Origin of the sequence: Desulfosarcina sp. (assembly GCF_041551955.1) — a bacterium.
In the GTDB taxonomy this organism is placed as follows: domain Bacteria; phylum Desulfobacterota; class Desulfobacteria; order Desulfobacterales; family Desulfosarcinaceae; genus Desulfosarcina.
The window spans coordinates 1-20336 of sequence record NZ_JBFELV010000042.1 but is presented as its reverse complement, the minus strand read 5'-3'; the positions used below and the strand labels follow the sequence as shown (position 1 = coordinate 20336).

Below are 20336 nucleotides of genomic sequence, written 5' to 3'. Positions count from 1 at the left end.
GCTGTGCCAGACTGAACACCTAAACCAATAATAACTAATATTTTAATTGGTTAAATGTTTCGGTTGGTCTTGAACAGCATCGGAATCGAAGGTTTTTTAAGGCCTCTTTTATTTTCAGACCGGCCTGATTTTGAAAATGATCCACGTATACTTTGTTTAAACCAAATGATAACGAATTGTTATATTACGCGTCGCTTTGCTTTGACTCTTGATCGATTTGTTGTATATGATACCGGATACGGAAATCGCATCAATCGGTGCACGATCCATATTGGAAACGGCTAAACCACGGCACATGTACCTCGATCATTATCATCTAACGGCAAAGCCCTTTGATTTAAGCCCGGGGCCACGATTTCTCTGGCTCGGTGAAAAGCATAAAGAAGCCTTGTCCACCTTGACCTACGGAGTTTCAGAGGACTTGGGCTTCCTGCTGCTGACCGGCGATGTGGGGGTGGGTAAAACCGCCTTGATCCATCGGTTGATCAGCAATCTGGATTCATCAACCATTGTGGCCCACATCACTGATCCGGGGCTGGGGTCCATCGACTTTTTCAAGCTCCTGGCCGTCGAATTCAACATCCCTACCGAATTCTACAGCAAAGCTCCGTTTTTAATTGAGCTGGAAAAATTCCTCTACGCCGCCTACTCGGATCATAAAAAGGTCCTGTTGATTGTCGACGAGGCCCAACGGTTAAACAATAAGCTGTTGGATCAAATAAGGGTGCTTTCCAACATCGAACTGAGCGATCGCAAACTGATCAACATCTTTTTTGTCGGCCAACCTGAATTTAAAAACATGTTGATGGCCAACAGCAACCGTGCCATCCGCCAGCGGATCGCCATCAATTACCACATTCAGCCACTGAGTGAATCTGAAACCGGCCAATACATCGAACACCGTCTGAAGGTGGCCGGCGCCACACGGAAAATTTTCAAATCGAACGCTATTCGTGAGATATTCCGATTCACCGGCGGTTATCCCCGCGCCATCAATATTATCTGCGACCATGCATTGCTGACGGGCTATGCGTCCGGCATACAATCGATCGATGCAAAGGTAATCGCGGAATGTGAACAAGAGCTGAACATTCGAGCTGGCTTCGATTTCAGCCGGCCCGCTATTCAAACGCCAGCTGACACAACCCGACCCGAAACACCCCTGCCCCCACCCCCATCTCGCCGCTCCATTTCTATGGGGGTTTCGATATTCATCGGCCTGATGGTCGTCATGGGCGCCCTGGCGGGTTATTATCTGCTGTGGCCTGCGCCCCGCTGGACGATGCCGCTAAATGCCCAAAACCAATTGGCCGACGCCCCCAGTCAGCAATCGGGCACCATCGCAGAGGTGCCGACGAGTACAGCCGAAAAAGACCAAAAAGCGCCTGTCACCGCATCACCGAAAACTGAGACCCCTCGTGTACAGCCTGAAAAGCAAACCGAACCCCGGGGCAACGTCGCCCTCAATGAGGAATTGACGACCGCTGATGGGCAGCCGCCACTATTGACGACCCTACCTTCGCCTGCGCCCGACCCATTACCCTATATCGATGCGGTGGACCGTCGAGCGACCGAGCCCGGCAAAGCGGCGCCGGATCCAGGCACCATCGCTGTCCTGGCCGCCGCCGAACCGGAACCTAAAACAGACCCGACACCTCAGATGGAGGCAGCGGTACCAGAAGCACCATCTGCCCGGGAGGCAGATACAGGCGCCGTGGGTCAAGCAGACGTGCCTGCAGCCGATGCTGCGCCGGAACCCGATACGTCCACCGATGCACCTGCCGTGGACAGCCCTGTGACCGCGGCCGGCAAAGCAGCGGCAACCGTGGTCGCTGTCCTGGCTGCCGAACCCGGGTCAAAAGTGGATCCAGAGCCTCAGAAAGAGACAATCGTGCCAGATGAACAGCCTGTCCAGGAAGTTGATGCAGGCGCCGATGGTCAAAAGGCATCTACTGCGGCCAAAGCTGCACCGGAAACCGACCTATCACCTGAACCATCTGGGCCTGAAAGCGATGCGACCGCAACGGGAAAGACGGCTGCAGACGCAGCCGCATTGGCCGGCCTGACCGCCAAACCAGCGGCCAGCACGTCAAAACCGATCAACACCCAAAGCCCACGCACCGCTGAACCGGAAAGCCCGGCCTCGGTTTCACCATCCACCACCACAACCGAAAAAACCACACCGATTGAAAAAGCACCTTCAGGCAGCCGCCCTGAGCCACCCACCCCCACGAAAGCAGAAACGCAGCTTCAATCTTCCATCCAACGAACTGGGGGTGCCGCACCATCGATAAAAAAACCGGATAAAAATGACCTGGAAAATCGAGTCCGATCATTTTTACAGAATTACTGTAATACCTATGCGGCAAAAGACTTTGACAAGTTCACCAATTTATTTATTCCTGACGCCAGGGAAAATGGCACGCCGTTCATACGCCTGATGCCCAAATATAAAAAGAATTTCGAGCTTATCGAAACCATTGAATATCGGATCGAATTGCAGCAATTTTCCTATGATGATAGTATGGGAATCGTAAAACTAGACGGAGATTTTTTCCTGAAATGGTTGCCTCCCGACAAAAAATGGCGCGAAAATTCGGGTAAAATATCCATGAGCCTTCAAGAAAAAGGCCCCTCTTTCTTGGTCCGACAGCTTGATTATCAGGGTGGCAGCACAAAAAACAATTAAACCACCCCGAATCAGGACCAGTTGAGTTGGTGTGTGTCCTCAAAGATTATTCTCTGCCATTACCTATACGTAAACACCGAGGAATCAATGACCCAAACGAACCAGACGTTGACGGAAAGACTCGATGCAGGCACTGTATTGGTTGCCGAAGGTTATATTTTCGAACTGGAGCGCAGGGGCTTCTTGAAGGCCGGCCCTTTCGTCCCCGAGGCAGTTCTTACGTACCCGGAAGCGGTGCAGGGTCTGCACCGGGAATTCGTGCGGGCGGGAACAGACGTGGTCGTGGCCTGCACCTATTACGCCCACCGCTCGAAACTGCAGTCCATCGGCATCGAAAATGCTTTGGAAGCGTTGAACACGCGGGCCGTTGAACTGGCCGTCGACGCGGCACGGGAAACCGGCGCCCTGGTTGCCGGCAACATCTGCAACACCTGGGAGTACGACCCATCCGATCTGAAAGCGTCCGAGGAGAAAGTTAGACCGATTTTCCGGGAGCAGGTTCAGTGGGCCAAGGCTGGCGGCGCCGACTTCATCATCGCCGAAACGTTCAGCCATTATGGCGAAGCCCAGCTGGCTTTAGAAGAGATCAAGCGGGTCGGCATGCCCGCCGTGGTCACCTTCAGCCCGGTGGCCCAAACCACCTGCGACGGGTTTTCTTTGGCAGAGGCGTGCAAACGGTTGGCCGACGACGGTGCCGATGTGGTGGGACTCAATTGCGGTCGGGGACCGAAAACCATGCGCCCGATACTCGAGGAGATCCGTGGCGCGGTGAGCGGCCACGTGGCCGCCCTTCCGGTGCCCTACCGCACCCACGACCGGCAGCCGTGCTTTTTCGATCTGAGGATGGAAGACGGTAAAAACGCCTTCCCCGTTGCCCTGGATCCTTTTTTGCTGAGCCGGTTTGAGATGGCTGATTTCGCGGTGACCGCCAGGGACATGGGCATCAACTATATCGGTATCTGCTGCGGGGCCGGCCCCCACCACGTGCGGGCCATGGCAGAAGCCTTGGGCCGCACGGTCCCGGCCAGTCAATTTTCCCCTGAGATCAAACTCCACCCCATCTTCGGCGATCAGCAGGTCCAACGGCAGAACTATGTGGAGTGCCTCTATGGGCCGATGCCGGAAGCACCAGAGAAGTAAAAAACCCCAACCCGAAAGGCCAATCGTTGGATGGCCCTGAAGAAATGACAGGGACCATTTATGGACACAAAGATGAATGTAAAAATTATATTGATAACATCGACTGTCCACAGATAGATATAATGTCCTCCACACATAAAGCACATGTTCATTTTTCTGCCGCGATCATGCACTCCGCGCTGCTGATGAAGCTAAGCGCCGGGTCAATGAGAAACGAACCTTTTAAAAAACTTCGGCCTATCAACATCTGGTAATTAAAACCGCTGCGATCCGTTAAATTAACTTCAACCGCTTTATATGTGCTTCCCATACAAATACCGAGATTGATGGTCGGACGATTGACGGCTTCTTGGCCGAGTCGCTTGATCTTCGTTATCCGCATGATTCTTGCCTCATAGGTTTCAAGGCGCGCTTCGAAATTGCTGATTTCAAATCTCACCCAAGTTTCACCTTTTACATCGAAATATTCTATTTTTTTCGCATTTAATGATGAATGGTCAGCCCCGGTATCGAGTTTGGCTTTGATTTTTATGCTGCCGGGATAGATACTGACAATTTCCGCCCAGCCAACTATTTTTTTTTCCCCTGCTGAAACACATGTAACTTGCCCAAGGTTTAAAGCTGTGATCAGCAAGGCAATGTTTATTAATTTGGCTATCATATCGTTCTCTTGTCTCCTACAGGTCACGGCTGAGTGAAAACCACAGGAGTTTTTCCGTATTCTATAGTGAAATGAATCTTTTAAGTAAATTGCTATTTCTTTTTTGACGCAAATGAATCCGCTTCAATCCTTTTCTTTACCGTTGATTGTTGGTGGTGTATGGTTAGTTTTTAAGTCGGTTCCAACAATCATCCGTCAGTTGAGTTTGAACCTGCCGGTTACTGTCTTTTTGTATGAATTGATAGGCGCAACGATTGATATAAAAACCTGGTTGCCGAGAGTGAAAATCGAATGGACGACCGTTAAAAAATCAGCCGTTAGTATTATGGGACCCATCAGGATCATCGCCACTCCCGATAAAACCAAAATTCAGGTAAGGTAAAATGCAACCCGCAATCACTGTTGCAGGAGTCACGATCAAGTCGGGGGAGCAGGCGACCATTCAGGTGCCCGTTGCACGTCTATACACCCATACTGAATTGACCATGCCTGTGCATGTTGTGCATGGCCGGCGCGAGGGCCCGCGCCTGTTTGTCTGTGGCGCTATTCACGGCGACGAGATCGTTGGCACGGAAATCATACGGCGATTAATCAAGTTGAAGCGACTGAAATCAATCAGGGGCACCCTTCTGGCGGTTCCCGTGGTCAATGTTTATGGTTTTTTACAGCACACCCGGTATTCACCGGACCGGCGGGACCTCAACCGATTTTTCCCGGGTTTGGAAAAAGGATCGTTGACGTCCCAATTGGCCGGCACCTTTATGGAAACGGTGGTTCAGGGAAGCACCCACGGGATCGACCTGCATGCCGGATCCAACCACCGGGCGAATCTACCCCAAATCCGGGCAGCAATCGATGATCCCGAAACGCTTCGCCTGGCCAAAGCCTTCAGGATACCCGTCATTATTAACGCAAAATTACGTGACGGTTCATTACGGCATGCAGCGGCCGAAATGGGCATAACGATGCTGCTTTACGAAGCGGGGGAAGCACTGCGGTTCGATGAAGTGGCGATTCGGGCGGGCATGCGCGGAGTCATGTCGGTCATGCAAGCGCTGGGAATGCTGACATCAAAAAAATTATCAACCTCCGAGTTAGATCCTTTGCTTACAGATACGACCTCCTGGGTTCGTGCACCGGCCAGCGGTATCCTGCGAATGAAGGTTCCACTGGGAGCCCGGGTGGTGAAGAATTCCAAAATCGGTGAAATTGCCGATCCCTTCGGCGGCCAGGGTGTCGATATCACATCTCCGGTATCTGGTATGGTCATCGGCCGATTGAACCTACCCCTGGTTTACCGCGGCGACGCTGTCGTTCATATCGCGCACCTGGATCGTCTCAAAGGGATTGAACCAATGATCGAAGGATTCAGGGAAGAAATTTTCGAAACAAGCTGGTAGTTTTTCAGACGTTTGGCATATCTTGCGCGCTAAGCCCTAATTCCCATGTCAAGTCATTTGAAAGAATGTTGCCCGTCGATAATTTTGAATATGATTCGTTGAACAGCATCTTTTCAACTAGGCTGCCGTCTAATTATTTGAATCAATTATAATTTTCATTTGCGTCACCACCGGCTCCCTCATTGTCCGCTTTCGCCACCGATACGGGTGTCTTTTTCCGCAACCCTTGGCCTACCCTTAATTCCGGATAGCATTTTCTTAACTTAACTTTACCGGCGAGATATTTTTCTCCAGGGTAAATAATCACTTTATCGATTAACGTGGTTCTTCCGAGGAGCATCCGGAACAACATGTCATCCCGGCTGGTTAAGGACAGCGTTGCTAACCACTTTGACTCGCCGATGACAACGGTTGTTTCGATGATATAGCGTGACTCCACCTGTCCGCCCGAATTCTTGATGTCACGCCTGTCAAGCAGCTTGGATTCACACTTTATTTCAATTTCAGGTTTTTTGCGCAATGGCCGTACAAAGTAACGCACCCAGCGTCCGGATGGTTTCGTAAAGACCGTTATGCGGGTGGCATGCAGGGCCGACGTCCGCGCACCGGTATCCACTTTCGCTTTGATTGCTGGTATCTTTAGATCCGGCAGAGACACCCATTCTTTCCAACCAATTTTTAACTCAGTCAATTCGAGGCTCTCCTTTATTTTTTCCACCCTTTTGCTGTTAACCACCGAAGGGAAAGCGATGGGAAAAGGTTTTTAAATACCCGCAACACCGGGATACCCTTAGAATATAATACACGTCAAGATAAGATCACGGAAGTTATTCACCCGGGAATGAAAAAATTTATTACGCAAACGACAATAATATCAACCCATAATAAGACACCGTGCTTTTAGGCGGGAGGTATACCGGCAATGTGTAAAATTTCGCGCTAAGCGTTTGTATCAATTTGCCCCGGATTGCAAGCGTAACCCGTGGCAAAAAACTGAGGGCAGGGCTGGTCATTTTCCGTTGCCATTTTCCTAATGGGAAGCCTTCCTTACATTGAAACAGAGAAAAAAAACAATATGTTGAAAGTGTTGCTCCCAACCAACGCAGTAGTTGCCGCCGGCTCTGGCGAACCCCAATGCTTTGTGCTAACGTTAAAGGTGATGATAGACGCATATAAATTCGAAGTTCCACGGTTTTTTTCTAAACCATACTAAACCTGCCAAAATTCACAACGCGTAAACATCTATATTTGACGAACTGGAATTTTCTACCGCAGGGAAAAAAAGATGTAAAAAAATAGGAGAAGAAATGAAACTCGCAATTCTCTCGCGTAATATAAAATGCTACAGTACCCGCCGACTTCGTGAAGCGGCTGAACAACGGGGGCACAAAGTTAAAGTGCTCAACACGCTCAAGTTCGCGATTGACCTTGAAAAAGGAAAGCCGAATCTTTACTTTCGACAGAAAGAACTTTCGCAATACGATGCAGTGTTGCCAAGGATTGGAGCGTCGATCACATACTTCGGTACAGCTGTTGTAAGACAATTTGAACAGATGGATGTGTTCTGCGCAAATACATCAACAAGCATTTCAACATCACGAGATAAGCTTCGTAGCCTGCAAATTCTTAGCAGACATCAAATCGGTATTCCTAAAACAACCTTCGTTCGCGACAAAAAAGATGTGATGCCGGCAATAGAGCGAGTCGGCGGAGCACCGGTAATCATTAAACTGCTGGAAGGGACCCAGGGGATCGGCGTCCTTCTAGCTGAATCCGAACAATCGGCCGAAGCCATTATTGAGTTACTGCAGAGCCAAAAGCAAAACGTTTTGATCCAGAAATTCGTTGCTGAAAGCAAAGGCCGTGATATACGGGCTTTTGTGGTCGGTGATAAGGTCGTTGCGGCTATGCGTCGTGTCGCGCAAGGACAGGAGTTTCGAAGCAATGTACACCGTGGAGGAATAGCCGAGCCGGTGACGCTCGATGAAGAATACTGTGAAACTGCCGTTCGAGCATCGCAAATAATGGGACTTCGCGTTGCAGGCGTTGACATGCTTGAGGGAAAGCACGGCCCACAAATTATGGAAGTAAATTCCTCCCCCGGTTTAGAAGGCATTGAGGGGTGCACCCAGCTTGACATCGCCGGAACCATTATTGACTACATTTCAGCGCAAATAAATTTCCCAGAGATTGATCTACGCCAGCGTCTGACTGTGAGTCGTGGATATGGGGTTGCAGAAATATATATTCCCAAGGGCTCCGAATACATTGGTAAATCAATCCAAGAATCTGGATTGCGTGAAAAAGATATCACCGTTCTGACGCTTTATCGGGGAACAACTGTCATCCCCAACCCTCGCTCGCAGCGACAATTTGAAGCCGGGGATAGACTGCTATGCTTCGGCAAATTGGAATTAATGCGAAATTTGATCCCCGCAAAAGCCCTCAACAAGAGGCGTCCAGAAGTACAGGTATTGCCCGAGTTACCCGTAGCTGATGAAGTCCGCCAATAGTAAGCGCGTATCATAGGTTGACACATGTTGTCAGATCCCACTGTCAAGGGATTGGCAGGCGCGGTAACGCATCCTGCCAATCCAGGAACAGGTCCGTACAACCTGGCCGAGAGCGAACGCATCATCTGAAGTCTGCCCCCCACGCCTTCACGCCTCCTGCAGCTCCGCGATCCCGGCGAAGTAATCCAAGGCTTCAGGATTTCTCAACGCATCCTTGTTCTTCACCTCCTGGTTGTGAATCACCTTCTTTACGGCCAGTTCCACTTTTTTCATGTTCAGGGTGTAGGGGATATCCGGTACCGGGATGATCTTGGCGGGCACATGCCGCGGTGAGGCATGCACGCGAATGGTCTTGCGGATCTTGTTTTTCAGATCGTCGGTGAGATCAAAGCCCGGGGCCAGTTTAACGAAAAGGATCACGCGCACATCGTTTTCCCATTTCTGCCCCACAACTACGCTGTCCTCGACCTCTTCCAGCTGCTCCACCTGCCGGTACAATTCAGCCGTACCAATTCGCACGCCGCCGGGATTCAGGGTGGCGTCGGAACGGCCGTGCATGACCACGCCACCGTGTTCGCTGACCACGATGTAATCGCCGTGGCGCCAGATGCCCGGGTAGACGTCGAAGTAGGCGCTGTGATACTTCTTGCCCTCAGGATCGTTCCAGAAATAGATGGGCATCGATGGGAATGGCGCCGCGCAGACCAGTTCCCCCTCCTGGCCCACCACGGGTTGGCCGTCGTCGTCGAAGGCAAACACCTTCATGGCCAGCCCCCTGCATTGCAGCTCGCCGGCGTACACCGGCCCCATGGGGTTGCCCAGGGCAAAACAGCCGTTGAGGTCCGTGCCGCCGGCAATGGAGGCCAGCTGGAGGTCGGACTTGACGGCGTCATAGACGAATTCGAAGCTTTCGATGGAAAGGGGTGATCCGGTGGAGAGCACCGCCCGAAGGGGGGAGAGGTCGAATTCTTCCTTGGGTCGCACTCCCGCGGCCTGGAGAGCGGCCAGGTATCCGGCGCTAGTGCCGAAAACGGAAATCTTCTCATCCTGGGCCATCTGCCACATGGCCTTGGGAGAAGGATGAAAGGGATTGCCGTCGTAAAGCACCAGCGTGGCGCCGGTGGCCAGGGAACTGACCAGCCAGTTCCACATCATCCACCCGCAGGTGGTGAAGTAGAAGATCGTGTCCTCACGCTTGAGATCAGTGTGCAGCATCAATTCTTTGAGGTGATGGATCAGAATGCCCCCGGCACTCTGCACCATGCACTTGGGCAGGCCGGTCGTACCCGATGAATACATGACGTAGAGCGGATGGTCGAAGGGCAGTTGGGCGAAATCGATTTCCAGCCCGTCTTGCGCCGATTTGAAGTCGTCATACAGCACGGCATTGGAAATGGCGCTGATGTCCGGTTTTTGATGGGTATAGGACACCACCACCAGCCGTTCCACCGAGGGAATCTGGCTGATGATGTCGGCGATGCGTGCCAGTGAGTCTAGGGGTTTGCCCTTGAAAAAGTACCCGTCGGCGGTGAAGAGCACCTTGGGTCGGATCTGGCCGAAGCGGTCCAGAACCCCCTTGATGCCGAAATCCGGCGAGCAGGACGACCAGGCCGCTCCGAGCGAGCTGGCGGCCAGCATGGCGATGATCGATTCAGGCATGTTGGGAACGAAGCCGGCCACCCGGTCGCCGGCCACCACCCCGGCATCTTTCAACGCCATGGCCACCCGGGCCACCTCGTCGTAAAGCTGTGCATAGGTTAACGTCCGCCGAACCTGGTCTTCCCCGCGGAATACCAGGGCCAAGCGGTCATCCCGGTAGCGCAGCAGATTCTCGGCGAAATTGAGCCGGGCGCCGTCAAACCACCGGGCGCCGGGCATCCGGTTAGCATCGTCTATCACCTGATCATAGGGCTTTGATGCCTTGATCGCGGCGAATTCCCACATCTCCTTCCAGAACTCGGGGATATGGTCGACGGACCACTGATAGAGGCCGTCGTAGCTGTCAAAAGATGTGCCATGTCGCTCGTTGATCAGCGTCATGAACCGGAACATGTTGGATGATTTGATCTGCACTTCAGACGGCTGCCATAACAATTTGCTCATGCGTGGTTTTCCTCCCTGAAGTCGATGATAAAACGGATAGAAAAAGCTTGTCGCTGCTGGCTGCCACCCGTTGAAACCAGCGGTGGGTATTGTCTGCCTTAAGGCCTTCAGCGGTCAATAAACAAGGTTCATTCGTTGAAGGCTTTAGTATCAGAATGGTGAACGGTTGACAATACGGGAAAAGGTCATCAAATTAGTACCAAAAGAAAATTCCGGATGTGGGAATTGAGGAATGGTACGAACGGATTCAAGAGAGGTCAATCATGCACTACGAAGGCAACATCATCCGCCCCCCCAGCGAAGCCAACAGCATCCTGCTCCAGGTCACCGTGGGCTGCTCGCGCAACAAGTGCACCTTCTGCGGCGCCTACCAGGGGGAACGGTTCAAGATCAAATCCGATGACATCATCATGGCGGACATCGCCTTTGCCGCCACCCACTGCCAGCGCCAGCGCCGCGTATTTCTGTGCGACGGCGATGCGCTGATCATCCCCCAGAAGCGCCTGCTGAAAATTCTCACCGAAATCCGTCGGCAGCTGCCCTGGGTGACCCGGGTCGGCGTATACGCCAATGCCAAAAGCCTGAACATGAAAACCGTGGATGAATTGAAAATCCTCCGGGAAAACGGCATCGGCATCGCCTACATGGGGCTGGAAACCGGCGACGACGTCACCCTCAAGGCCATCAACAAAGGCGCCACCCCCCAACAGATGATCGATATGGGCAAAAAAGCCAGGCAAGCGGGCATCAAGCTCTCCATCACCGTACTGCTGGGTCTGGCCGGACGGGAGCGATCCCAGATCCACGCCCGGGAAACCGGCCGGGTCTTGTCCGCCATCGATCCGGAATATGTGGGCGCCCTGAGCCTGATGCTGATTCCCGGCACCCCCATGCACGAGGATTACCAGTCCGGCCACTTCGAACTTATCGAGCCGGACGAAATGCTGGCCGAACTGCGCACCATGATCGCCGAAACCCACCAGTCCCAGGGGCTGTTTCACGCCAATCACGCCTCCAACTACCTGCCCATCCGCGCACGCATGCCCAAGGATAAAATCAAAACCCTGGCCCTGATCGATGCGGCGCTGGCAGGTAAGGTGGCCCTGCGTCCGGAGTGGAGCCGGGCACTTTGAATCATCATGGAAAACGTCTTTAAAACCCTTGCGCCAACATCAAATCTTTTGTATCAAACCCCCATTAACGTCGACGCTTACCCAAACTGATCGATTCACCTTTCTCGAAGAAGGTCGATTGGTGACGATCACGATTGGGTACCATCGATGGTTGTATTCAAAAGGTGAAACCCATTGGGTTTGCCGATCTCACCCCATCTTCTGCGTTAGCTATCGCCGCGCATCGTCCACTATAGCGCGACGATAGCTGCCTTGAATCTGCGGTAAGCTCGACAATCGCTTAGCTTGGGTCTTAATTGAATCCATCACAAAAGGAGCAGCATTAAATGAGCAAGGGCACCCCCCCCAAGAAGCAGCTGGCCATCGACGATCTTTGCATCAACACCATTCGCACCCTGTCCATGGATGCGGTGCAGAAGGCCAACTCCGGCCACCCGGGTGCCCCTATGGGGCTGGCCCCGGCCGGGTACGTGCTCTGGACGCGGGTGATGAAGCACAATCCAAAGAATCCGGATTGGCCGGATCGCGACCGCTTCGTGCTCTCTGGTGGTCACGCCTCCATGTTGCTCTACAGCCTGCTGCACCTGACCGGCTATGACCTCAGCCTCGAAGAGATTCAGAATTTCAGGCAATGGGGCAGCCAGACCCCCGGCCATCCCGAGTATGGCCACACGCCCGGTGTGGAGACCACCACCGGCCCCCTGGGTCAGGGTTTCGCCAACGCCGTCGGCATGGCCATGGCCGAACGGCATCTGGCCGCCAACTTCAACCAGCCCGGTCATGAGATCGTGGACCACCACACCTTTGTGATGTGCGGCGACGGGGATCAGATGGAGGGGGTGACCTCCGAAGCGGCCTCCCTTGCCGGCCATCTGGGACTGTCAAAACTGATCTGCCTTTACGACGACAACGGCATCTCCATCGAAGGAACCACCAGCATCGCCTTTACCGAAAACGTGGCCAAACGATTCGATGCCTACCGCTGGCAAGTGATCAAGGTCAAAGACGCCAGCGATCCCGATGCCATCGAACAGGCCCTCCTGGCAGCCAAAGCCGAAACCAATAAGCCTTCGATGATTATGCTCAAGACCCACATCGCCCACGGAAGCCCCAACAAACAGGACACGGCCGATGCCCACGGCGCGCCGTTGGGTGAAGAAGAGATCCGATTGACCAAGGCGGAGCTGGGCTGGAAGGAAGAAAAGCCATTTGCCATTCCGAAGCAAGCGCTGACGGCATTCCGCAGGTGTGTCAAGGCGGGCGAAGAAGCGGAGGCACGCTGGAAAAAGGCTTATCAGGCATACAACCGCAAACATCCACGTCTGGCCGACAATTGGGTCAATGCCCTGACCCGGTTCATGCCCAAGGGCTGGGAAGCCAACCTGCCCCAGTTCAAGCCGGAAGACGGACCCATGGCCACCCGCGCCGCCTCGGGCAAGGTGCTCAACGCCGCTGCGGCCATTTTCCCGAGCCTGGTGGGCGGCTCGGCTGATCTGGCGCCCTCGAACAAAACCTTTATCGACGGCTCACCTGAATTTCAGAAAAACCGTTACGACGGCCGCAATGTCCGCTTCGGCGTCCGCGAGTTTGCCATGGGCGCCATCATGTCAGGCATGTTTCTGCACGGCGGCGTCCGCCCCTATGGCGGCACCTTTCTGGTGTTTTCCGACTACATGCGCCCGTCCATTCGCCTGGCCGCCCTGATGAAGCTGCCGGTCGTCTATGTCTTCACCCACGACAGCGTGGCCGTGGGTGAGGACGGCCCCACCCACCAGCCCGTGGAACACCTGGCGGCCCTGCGGGCCATCCCGAACCTGACGGTGATCCGCCCGGCCGATGCCACGGAAACCGCCCAGGCCTGGCAACGGGCCATCGCCATGAACGACAGCCCGGTCGCGCTGATTCTCAGCCGCCAGAAGCTGCCCATCCTGGACGCGAAGCTGACGGCACATGGTGTTGAAAAGGGTGGGTATGTGCTTTCGGACTGCAAGGGAAAACCTCGCATCATCCTCATCGCTACCGGGGCGGAGGTCCACATTACCCTGAAAGCACAAGAGATGTTGGCCGGCAAGGGTATTTCCGCCCGTGTGGTCAGCATGCCATCCTGGGAACTTTTTGAAGATAATTCAACGGAGTTCAAAAACCGGATTCTTCCACCGGCCGTCAAACACCGGATCGCCGTGGAGGCCGGCATCCCCATGGGATGGGAGCGTTACGTCGGCCCGGGCGGAAGCGTTATCGGCATCGATGGATTCGGGGCCTCGGCACCGGGGGGAACGGTCTTGGAAAAGTTCGGTTTCACCGCCGATAAGATCGTTGAAACCGCACTTCGGATGCTAAAATAAGGATCCATTGCCAAACTGACGAAATTTCCGGGGCGCCTGCAAAGGCGCCCCTTTTTTTTCGCAAGTTTTCTGAGGAGATGCCGATAATAAGGATTGACGGGTTCGCAAAAAACAACTTCTGCCCTGACAAAAGTTCCGTTATTTTTATATTTTTCCGATGCTGAACCTAAGTCGTGCAGATGACCGGAATCCATGGAGGCGCTCTTGAAAAGATTTTTTGCAGGCGTATTGACCGTGCTGATGGTTATGTCCCTGACAGTTGCCGGCCAGGCCGGAACCCGCGACGATTGCATCACCCAATGTAAGCAGGCCGGGCATTTCATCAAAACCCAGGGAATCGATGCCGCCATCAAGGAGATCGGCAACAAAAAGGGCAGCTTCGTCTGGAACGATGGCGTCAGCTATGTATTCCTGATGAACATGAAAGCCAAGATGCTGGCCCATCCCCACAAACCGGAACTGACCAAACCGGCCACCCTGATCGAAGCGACCGATGTTGATGGCAAGGCCTTCTTCAAGGATTTCGTCAAGGCAGCCGAAAAGGGAAAAGGCTGGACTCACTACATGTGGCCGGTCCCCGGCATGGAGATCAACAAACCCAAGCATACCTTCATCTACCGGGTGCCGGATACGGATTACTTTGTGGGTGCCGGGTTCTATGTCATGTCTCCGGGCGTGTTTTATTGATTTGAATCATTTCCGCGACGATGCTCACGGCGATCTCCTCCGGGGTGTCGGCCCCGATGGACAAACCGATGGGCGAATGAACCCGGTCGATATCCCTCTGCCCAAAACCTTCTTTAAGCAAGGCTCCATAGATGGCGTCCCTTTTCCTGCGGCTGCCGATCATGCCGATATACCCTGCACCGGTTTTCAATGCCTGAGCCAGGACTGTTTTGTCGTGAAGATGCCCTCGGGTGAGAATGACTATAAAATCATCCCTGCCTACGGACAAACCTGAGAAGGCATCATCGAAACGCTCCAGCACGCGGATTTCTGAGGCGTCGCGAAAGCGTTCCCGGTTGGCATATTCCTTTCGGTCGTCGGCAACCGATACCCGGAAGCCCACCATGGCAGCCATGGCGGCCGTGGACCGGGCAACATGGCCGGCGCCGAGAAGATAGACGGTTGGCGTCCGATGCGCCGGCTCGATTACCACAAAACCGCCGTCGAAGGCCAGTGTGCGGACCGTCGATGAATCGGCTGCCAGCGACAGCATCTTTTCCCGTTCCATGTCCGGCAGGGGAAAATCACCGACGATCTCCCCGTCGACCGTGGCCAGACAGTGGACCGTGGCGTCTACCTTGTTCCCGGAACCCATGACAATAATGAACATAGATCCTTTATCTCGTTCGTCCAGCATCCGTCGCCATCGGTTAAAGACCGCCCGGTTCATTTCCGTGGGGGACACGCAGTCAAGCAGCACCTCGGCCTGGCCCCCGCAGATCATGTCCATGCTGTCGACGAGGTCGTGGCTCAGGTCAAAGGACATCCTGGCCGATTGCCCGAGGCGGATCAATTCTACGGCCCGAGACATCGCCCCGGCCTCCAACAGTCCACCACCGATGGTGCCGACACCGCGTCCGTCTGCGGTGACGATCATCTTGGAGCCCGACGTGCGCGGGGTGGAACCGGAGTGGCTGACGATCGTCGCCAAGACGAATGGGTCGCCTTTTTCCAGCAGTTCACAAGCCGTTTGTGCAATTTTCTTCATCGATGCCCTATCCTTTCCAGGTTAATCCCGAGCCAGTTTCCCAATCACGGGTTTGCGTCAACAGACCAGCCCCAGAATCGTTTTCGAGGTGTACTCACCCACATCGGCCAATCCATCCATGGGCATGAACCGGTTGGCGTTGTTGGAATAGAGGCAGACCACCGATGGCGGGAAGTCCTCGTCAGCCTCGTAGAAAATGTAGCACAGAAATATCTTGGGCAGCGGCCGAACCAGGAGGGTGAAGTCGCCGCTGATGGAAGAAGGGGCCTCCCCGCCTGAAAGCCCTTCCGTGATCGGAACGGTTTTCGATTTGATTCGTTGAACCACCGGTACCAGGATCTGCTCGGTGTGAGAGGCAAATGCCCCCACATAAGGTGCTGAATCGGGGAATTCCTTGAAGGCCTTGAACGGCTCCAGAATAGGTTCGTCGGACACTGCATTCAAGGCGTACAGGGACAGCAGAATACCGATCACGCCAGGTGGTTCCACACCGCCCAGGGCGATGCCCTCCTGCGCTATGACGCATGATTGCCCGAAGGCGGTGAACGAATAGGTTTGCCCGTCTTTTTCAGCGGGGAGACGCCTCTCCAGATCCCCCGGCATATCCCTATAAAGCCGGTCCAGATTGGCCTTAGCGAGCTTCGTGTAGTTATCCACCGATCCTCCTGTCGTCATCACCGATCTTTCAATCCCCTAATTCCTGAATCCCTGAATTCCCGAATTAAGGCCCCCACCCATTCTCACCGTCCTTGGCGACAAACCAGATGGGGCAGGCGGTGCGATGCTTGCAGTACAATTGCGGGTCTCGGCAGTTGGCGCACTGCTCGCATACATGGGTCTGGTACTTCATACACACCAGTCCGGCGGGTTTATCCGGGTGGTTCACACAAACATCCATTGTTTCTGTTTCCGAGGGTTCCATTATGATATAATGTATCTTTGAAATTTTCAAAAAAGGTCAATATCAAGACTTGATGAACGCGTAAAGAGTCGCATTTCAGACGGTTCAGTAAAAAGCCCGAGATCAAGGCTTGCGGGCCGCGAAAGCGAGTTTCGGCGAGCGAATGGCAAATCGATCAAGATCCTTACGGCGAACATTCATGTTCCATCCCGAGAATACCGCTATCGCGAGTGCCGTAGGCAGTGTACTTGTCGTACGCCGCAGTGACGAGGGGTGAAGCGTAACGCAGATATCGGACGTTTTACGGAACCGTCAGATATGAAACGCAAAAGAGATATATATGTCATGAAAGAATTTTTCAAGGTTGACACCATCGAAGGGGTCCTGGCCCATGTCCCGTCCTTTACAGCGGTGGACACGGAGACGGTTGCCCTGGCCGATTGCCTGGGACGGGTAACGGCCGAGGATGTCTTTTCGGATGTAGACATTCCCGATTTCAACCGGTCCACCATGGACGGTTTTGCCGTCAAGGCCTCCTCCACCTTCGGCGCATCCGAGGCCAACCCCGCCTATCTGAACGTACGCGGGCAGATCAGGATGGGCGAACGGCCCGACTTTTCCATCGGTCCCGGTGAGGCGGCCAGGATCGCCACCGGCGGCATGCTGCCCGAGGGTGCCGACAGCGTGGTCATGGTGGAGCACACCGACGTGCTCGACGACACCACCATCGAGGCGTACCGCAGTGTGGCCCCGGGCCAGCATGTCATCGAAAAGGGCGAGGACATTCGGCATAACCAACCGGCACTGAAAGCCGGCACGCGGATCCGTCCCCAGGAAGCCGGGCTACTGGCCGCCTGCGGGCGCACGGAGACGAGCGTTTTCAGGCGCCCCCGGGTGGGCATCATCTCCACCGGTGACGAAGTGGTGCCGGTGGACCAGGTGCCCGGCGAAGGGCAGATCCGGGATATCAACACCCAGACCTTGTCCGACCAGGTGCTGGCAGCCGGCGGGATGCCGATGGTCTTCGGCATCGTCAGGGACAATCGCGACGACCTCATGGACAAGTGCCGACGCGCCCTCGAATCCACCGACATGGTCATGATTTCCGGCGGCAGTTCGGTGGGGGCCAGGGATTTTACCGTGGAGGTGCTCGACGCCCTTCCCGACACCGCGATCCTGGTCCACGGAATCTCCATCAGCCCCGGCAAACCCACCATCCTGGCCCGATCGGGCGGCAAGGCGTTCTGGGGGCTGCCCGGCCACGCCGTGTCAGCCATGGTGGTTTTTGCCGTGGTGGTGCGTCCTTTTCTGGACCGGCTCTGCGGACTGTCGCAGACGGTGCGGCGATTTCCGGTTCAGGCCGTCCTGAGCCGCAACCTGGCCTCGGCCCAGGGGCGGGTGGATTATGTCCGCGTTCGCCTGGTTGAGGTCGACGGCCAACCGGTGGCGGAACCTGTCTTGGGAAAATCCGGACTGATCAACACCATGGTCAAGGCCGACGGGCTCATCGCCATCGGGATGAATACGGAAGGGTTGGAAAAGGGAACGACGGTTGAGGTGATGCCGTTATAAAAAGATAGTGTTAAGTGTTAAGTTTTAGGTGTTAAGTTGATGAATGCTGTCGATTCGAAAAAGACCAGACTCTTAATCGCTTAAAATCTAAATCGCTTTAAATCCTTGACTTAACACTTAACACTAAACACTTAATACTGTGTGCCCAACATGATCCGCTTTTCAGGAGCCAATATTTGAAAACCAAACGCAACGTATACCTGAAGATGAAATCCCTGGAGGAAGCCCGGCAGATCCTCTTCGATCATTTCCCCGGCACCGGCACCATGGCCGTTGAAAGCGTTTCTCCGCCCGATGCCGTGGGCCGGGTCCTGGCCGAACCGGTCGTCGCCGCCGTTTCATCGCCCAACTTTCACGCCGCTGCCATGGACGGTGTTGCCGTCATCGCAGAAGAGACCTTCGGTGCCAGCGAATCCCGACCCAAGGAACTGGCCGTGGGCACCCAGGCCATCTTTCTCAACACCGGCCATGTCATGCCCGAGGGCACCGATGCCGTGATCATGATCGAGAAGATCCAGACCGTGGGCGACGACCGAATTCGCATCGAAGCACCGGCCTTCCCCTGGCAGCACGTGCGCAAAATGGGCGAGGACATCGTGGCCACCGAACTGCTCTACCCCCGGGGCCATACGGTGACGCCATACTGCGTGGGTGCCCTGATCTCAGGCGGCGTCTATCGGGTTCCGGTGAGAAAAAGACCGAAGGTGCTGATCATCCCCACCGGGTCGGAACTGGTGGACTGGCGGACCACACCCCCCGAGAACCTGAAGCCGGGGCAGGTGCTGGAGACCAACGCCTACGTGCTCGAAAAAATGATCGACGCCTGTGGCGGTGAGACATTGCGGCACGAACGGGTCATGGATGACCTGGACATGATCAGGCAGACGGTGGCTGATGCGGTGGCCGGCGATGTGGACATGGTCATGACCATCGGCGGCTCGTCGGCCGGCTCCGAGGACTACGCCCTTCCCGTCCTCCAGAACCTGGGACGGCTGCTGGTCCACGGAGTGACCATCATGCCCGGCAAACCGGTAATCCTCGGCGATATCCAGGAAAAACCCTTCTTCGGCATCCCCGGTTACCCGGTGTCCGCCATCATCGCCGTCGAGCAGTTCGTCCAGCCCTTGATCAAGCACATGCTGGGCGTTGCCGACCACCCGCGCAAGACAGTAGCGGTGGTGCCCACCCGCAAGATCGCGTCTCGGCTGGGCGTAGAAGAATTCCTGCGCGTCAAGCTGGGTCAAGTGGGCGATCACATCGTGGCCACGCCGCTGCCCCGGGGGGCCGGCATGATCACCAGCCTGACCGAAGCCGACGGCATCATCCGCATCCCCAGCCAGGCCGAAGGCATCAAAGACAGCGACCCGGTCCAGGCCGAACTGCTCAAGCCCCTGCCCGCCATCCGCAACACAATCGTCATCGTGGGCAGCCATGACAACACCCTGGATGTGCTGGCCGACCAGCTGCGTGCCGGCGACGGCGCTCTGACGCTCTCTTCCAGCCACGTGGGCAGCATGGGAGGGCTCATGGCCGTCAAACGCGGCGTGTGCCATTTGGCCGGCGCCCACCTGTTGGATACGGAAACCGGCGGATACAACCTCTCCTATGTAAAGCGCTACCTTCCCGACACACCGGTCCGGCTGGTAAACCTGGTGATGCGCGACCAGGGCCTGATCATCCCCAAAGGCAACCCCAAGGGCATCGAAGGCATCGAAGACTTGGGACGCGAAGACATCGTTTTCATGAACCGGCAGGGTGGCTCGGGAACCCGGATCCTGCTGGATTATCGTCTGGGACAAATCGGCCTCTCCCCGGAACAGATCAACGGTTACACCAGCGAAGAGTTCACCCACATGAACGTGGCCGTGGCGGTGCTGAGCGGAACGGCCGACGCAGGACTGGGCATCTATGCCGCTGCAAAGGCCCTGAACCTGGATTTCATTCCCGTGGTGACCGAACAATACGATCTGGTCATCCCGGAGTTATTTTTCGAATCCGCCAACATCCGGATTCTTCTGGAGACCATCAATACCACTGCATTCAAGGCACGGGTGGAAGCCCTGGGCGGATACAGTACGGCGAAGACGGGTACCGTTATCGTTCCCTAATCTGCCTTGCGACGTCTGCATTCCGGCACATGAAGCACCGTATCCATAAAGGTTCGC

At 54.9% G+C, this 20336-nt stretch carries 16 protein-coding genes and 1 pseudogene; 11 read left to right on the top strand and 6 right to left on the bottom strand.

Going from position 1 to position 20336, the window contains the following annotated elements; all coding sequences use genetic code 11:
- The first annotated feature begins 397 nt into the window (after window positions 1-397).
- Window positions 398-2689 (top strand): AAA family ATPase, encoded by a 2292-nt coding sequence (locus ABYV26_RS05455; protein ID WP_372678913.1) that lies wholly within the window; start codon window positions 398-400, stop codon window positions 2687-2689.
- Window positions 2690-2776: 87 nt separating this feature from the next.
- Window positions 2777-3829, top strand: coding sequence for a homocysteine S-methyltransferase family protein (locus ABYV26_RS05450; protein WP_372678911.1), 1053 nt, complete (start codon window positions 2777-2779; stop codon window positions 3827-3829).
- A 148-nt stretch (window positions 3830-3977) separates the two neighbouring features.
- On the opposite strand, the gene ABYV26_RS05445 is transcribed toward ABYV26_RS05450, so the two are convergent.
- The gene (locus ABYV26_RS05445) at window positions 3978-4490 is read right to left on the bottom strand and encodes an ATP-dependent zinc protease (protein ID WP_372678909.1); all 513 of its coding nucleotides are present in this window, start codon (window positions 4488-4490) and stop codon (window positions 3978-3980) included.
- 112 nt (window positions 4491-4602) lie between these two features.
- Between ABYV26_RS05445 and ABYV26_RS05440 the strand changes: the two genes are divergently transcribed.
- A complete protein-coding gene (locus tag ABYV26_RS05440; RefSeq protein WP_372678907.1) occupies window positions 4603-4872 on the top strand; it encodes a hypothetical protein in 270 nt (89 codons plus the stop codon).
- Window position 4873: 1 nt separating this feature from the next.
- Complete coding sequence (locus ABYV26_RS05435) at window positions 4874-5890, top strand: succinylglutamate desuccinylase/aspartoacylase family protein (protein WP_372678906.1); 1017 nt, start codon at window positions 4874-4876, stop codon at window positions 5888-5890.
- 142 nt (window positions 5891-6032) lie between these two features.
- Here the strand turns inward: ABYV26_RS05435 and ABYV26_RS05430 are convergent, their stop codons facing one another.
- Window positions 6033-6581 (bottom strand): ATP-dependent zinc protease, encoded by a 549-nt coding sequence (locus ABYV26_RS05430; RefSeq protein ID WP_372678904.1) that lies wholly within the window; start codon window positions 6579-6581, stop codon window positions 6033-6035.
- Between the two features lie 616 nt (window positions 6582-7197).
- On the opposite strand from ABYV26_RS05430, the pseudogene rimK reads away from it, so the two are divergent.
- Window positions 7198-8055 (top strand): annotated as a pseudogene (gene rimK / locus ABYV26_RS05425) (30S ribosomal protein S6--L-glutamate ligase); the annotation flags it as partial.
- Window positions 8056-8103: 48 nt separating this feature from the next.
- A complete protein-coding gene (locus ABYV26_RS05420) occupies window positions 8104-8403 on the top strand; it encodes a cation:proton antiporter regulatory subunit (protein WP_372678915.1) in 300 nt (99 codons plus the stop codon).
- Between the two features lie 147 nt (window positions 8404-8550).
- Here ABYV26_RS05420 and ABYV26_RS05415 read toward each other — a convergent pair whose 3' ends face one another.
- Window positions 8551-10506 (bottom strand): acetoacetate--CoA ligase, encoded by a 1956-nt coding sequence (locus ABYV26_RS05415; RefSeq protein ID WP_372678902.1) that lies wholly within the window; start codon window positions 10504-10506, stop codon window positions 8551-8553.
- A 263-nt stretch (window positions 10507-10769) separates the two neighbouring features.
- Here ABYV26_RS05415 and ABYV26_RS05410 point away from each other — a divergent pair, with 263 nt between their 5' ends.
- The 3 genes from ABYV26_RS05410 to ABYV26_RS05400 all read left to right on the top strand — a co-directional run bounded on the left by ABYV26_RS05410 (window position 10770) and on the right by ABYV26_RS05400 (window position 14671).
- Window positions 10770-11639, top strand: coding sequence for a radical SAM protein (locus ABYV26_RS05410; RefSeq protein WP_372678900.1), 870 nt, complete (start codon window positions 10770-10772; stop codon window positions 11637-11639).
- Between the two features lie 326 nt (window positions 11640-11965).
- The gene (tkt, locus tag ABYV26_RS05405) at window positions 11966-13984 is read left to right on the top strand and encodes a transketolase (protein ID WP_372678898.1); all 2019 of its coding nucleotides are present in this window, start codon (window positions 11966-11968) and stop codon (window positions 13982-13984) included.
- A 204-nt stretch (window positions 13985-14188) separates the two neighbouring features.
- The gene (locus ABYV26_RS05400) at window positions 14189-14671 is read left to right on the top strand and encodes a cache domain-containing protein (protein ID WP_372678897.1); all 483 of its coding nucleotides are present in this window, start codon (window positions 14189-14191) and stop codon (window positions 14669-14671) included.
- Here ABYV26_RS05400 and ABYV26_RS05395 read toward each other — a convergent pair.
- The 3 genes from ABYV26_RS05395 to ABYV26_RS05385 all read right to left on the bottom strand — a co-directional run bounded on the left by ABYV26_RS05395 (window position 14646) and on the right by ABYV26_RS05385 (window position 16584).
- Window positions 14646-15698: an XdhC family aldehyde oxidoreductase maturation factor gene (locus tag ABYV26_RS05395; RefSeq protein WP_372678895.1), complete on the bottom strand. Its 1053-nt coding sequence runs from the start codon at window positions 15696-15698 to the stop codon at window positions 14646-14648. The genes ABYV26_RS05400 and ABYV26_RS05395 overlap by 26 nt on opposite strands.
- Before the next feature lie 57 nt (window positions 15699-15755).
- The gene (locus ABYV26_RS05390; RefSeq protein ID WP_372678893.1) at window positions 15756-16355 is read right to left on the bottom strand and encodes a DUF3786 domain-containing protein; all 600 of its coding nucleotides are present in this window, start codon (window positions 16353-16355) and stop codon (window positions 15756-15758) included.
- Window positions 16356-16419: 64 nt separating this feature from the next.
- The gene (locus ABYV26_RS05385) at window positions 16420-16584 is read right to left on the bottom strand and encodes a hypothetical protein (protein ID WP_372678892.1); all 165 of its coding nucleotides are present in this window, start codon (window positions 16582-16584) and stop codon (window positions 16420-16422) included.
- Between the two features lie 360 nt (window positions 16585-16944).
- Between ABYV26_RS05385 and glp the strand changes: the two genes are divergently transcribed.
- Window positions 16945-18171 carry a gephyrin-like molybdotransferase Glp gene (glp, locus tag ABYV26_RS05380; protein ID WP_372678890.1) on the top strand — a complete coding sequence of 409 codons (1227 nt, stop codon included), beginning with the start codon at window positions 16945-16947 and terminating at the stop codon, window positions 18169-18171.
- 176 nt (window positions 18172-18347) lie between these two features.
- Complete coding sequence (locus tag ABYV26_RS05375) at window positions 18348-20279, top strand: molybdopterin biosynthesis protein (RefSeq protein WP_372678888.1); 1932 nt, start codon at window positions 18348-18350, stop codon at window positions 20277-20279.
- Window positions 20280-20336: the final 57 nt, after the last annotated feature.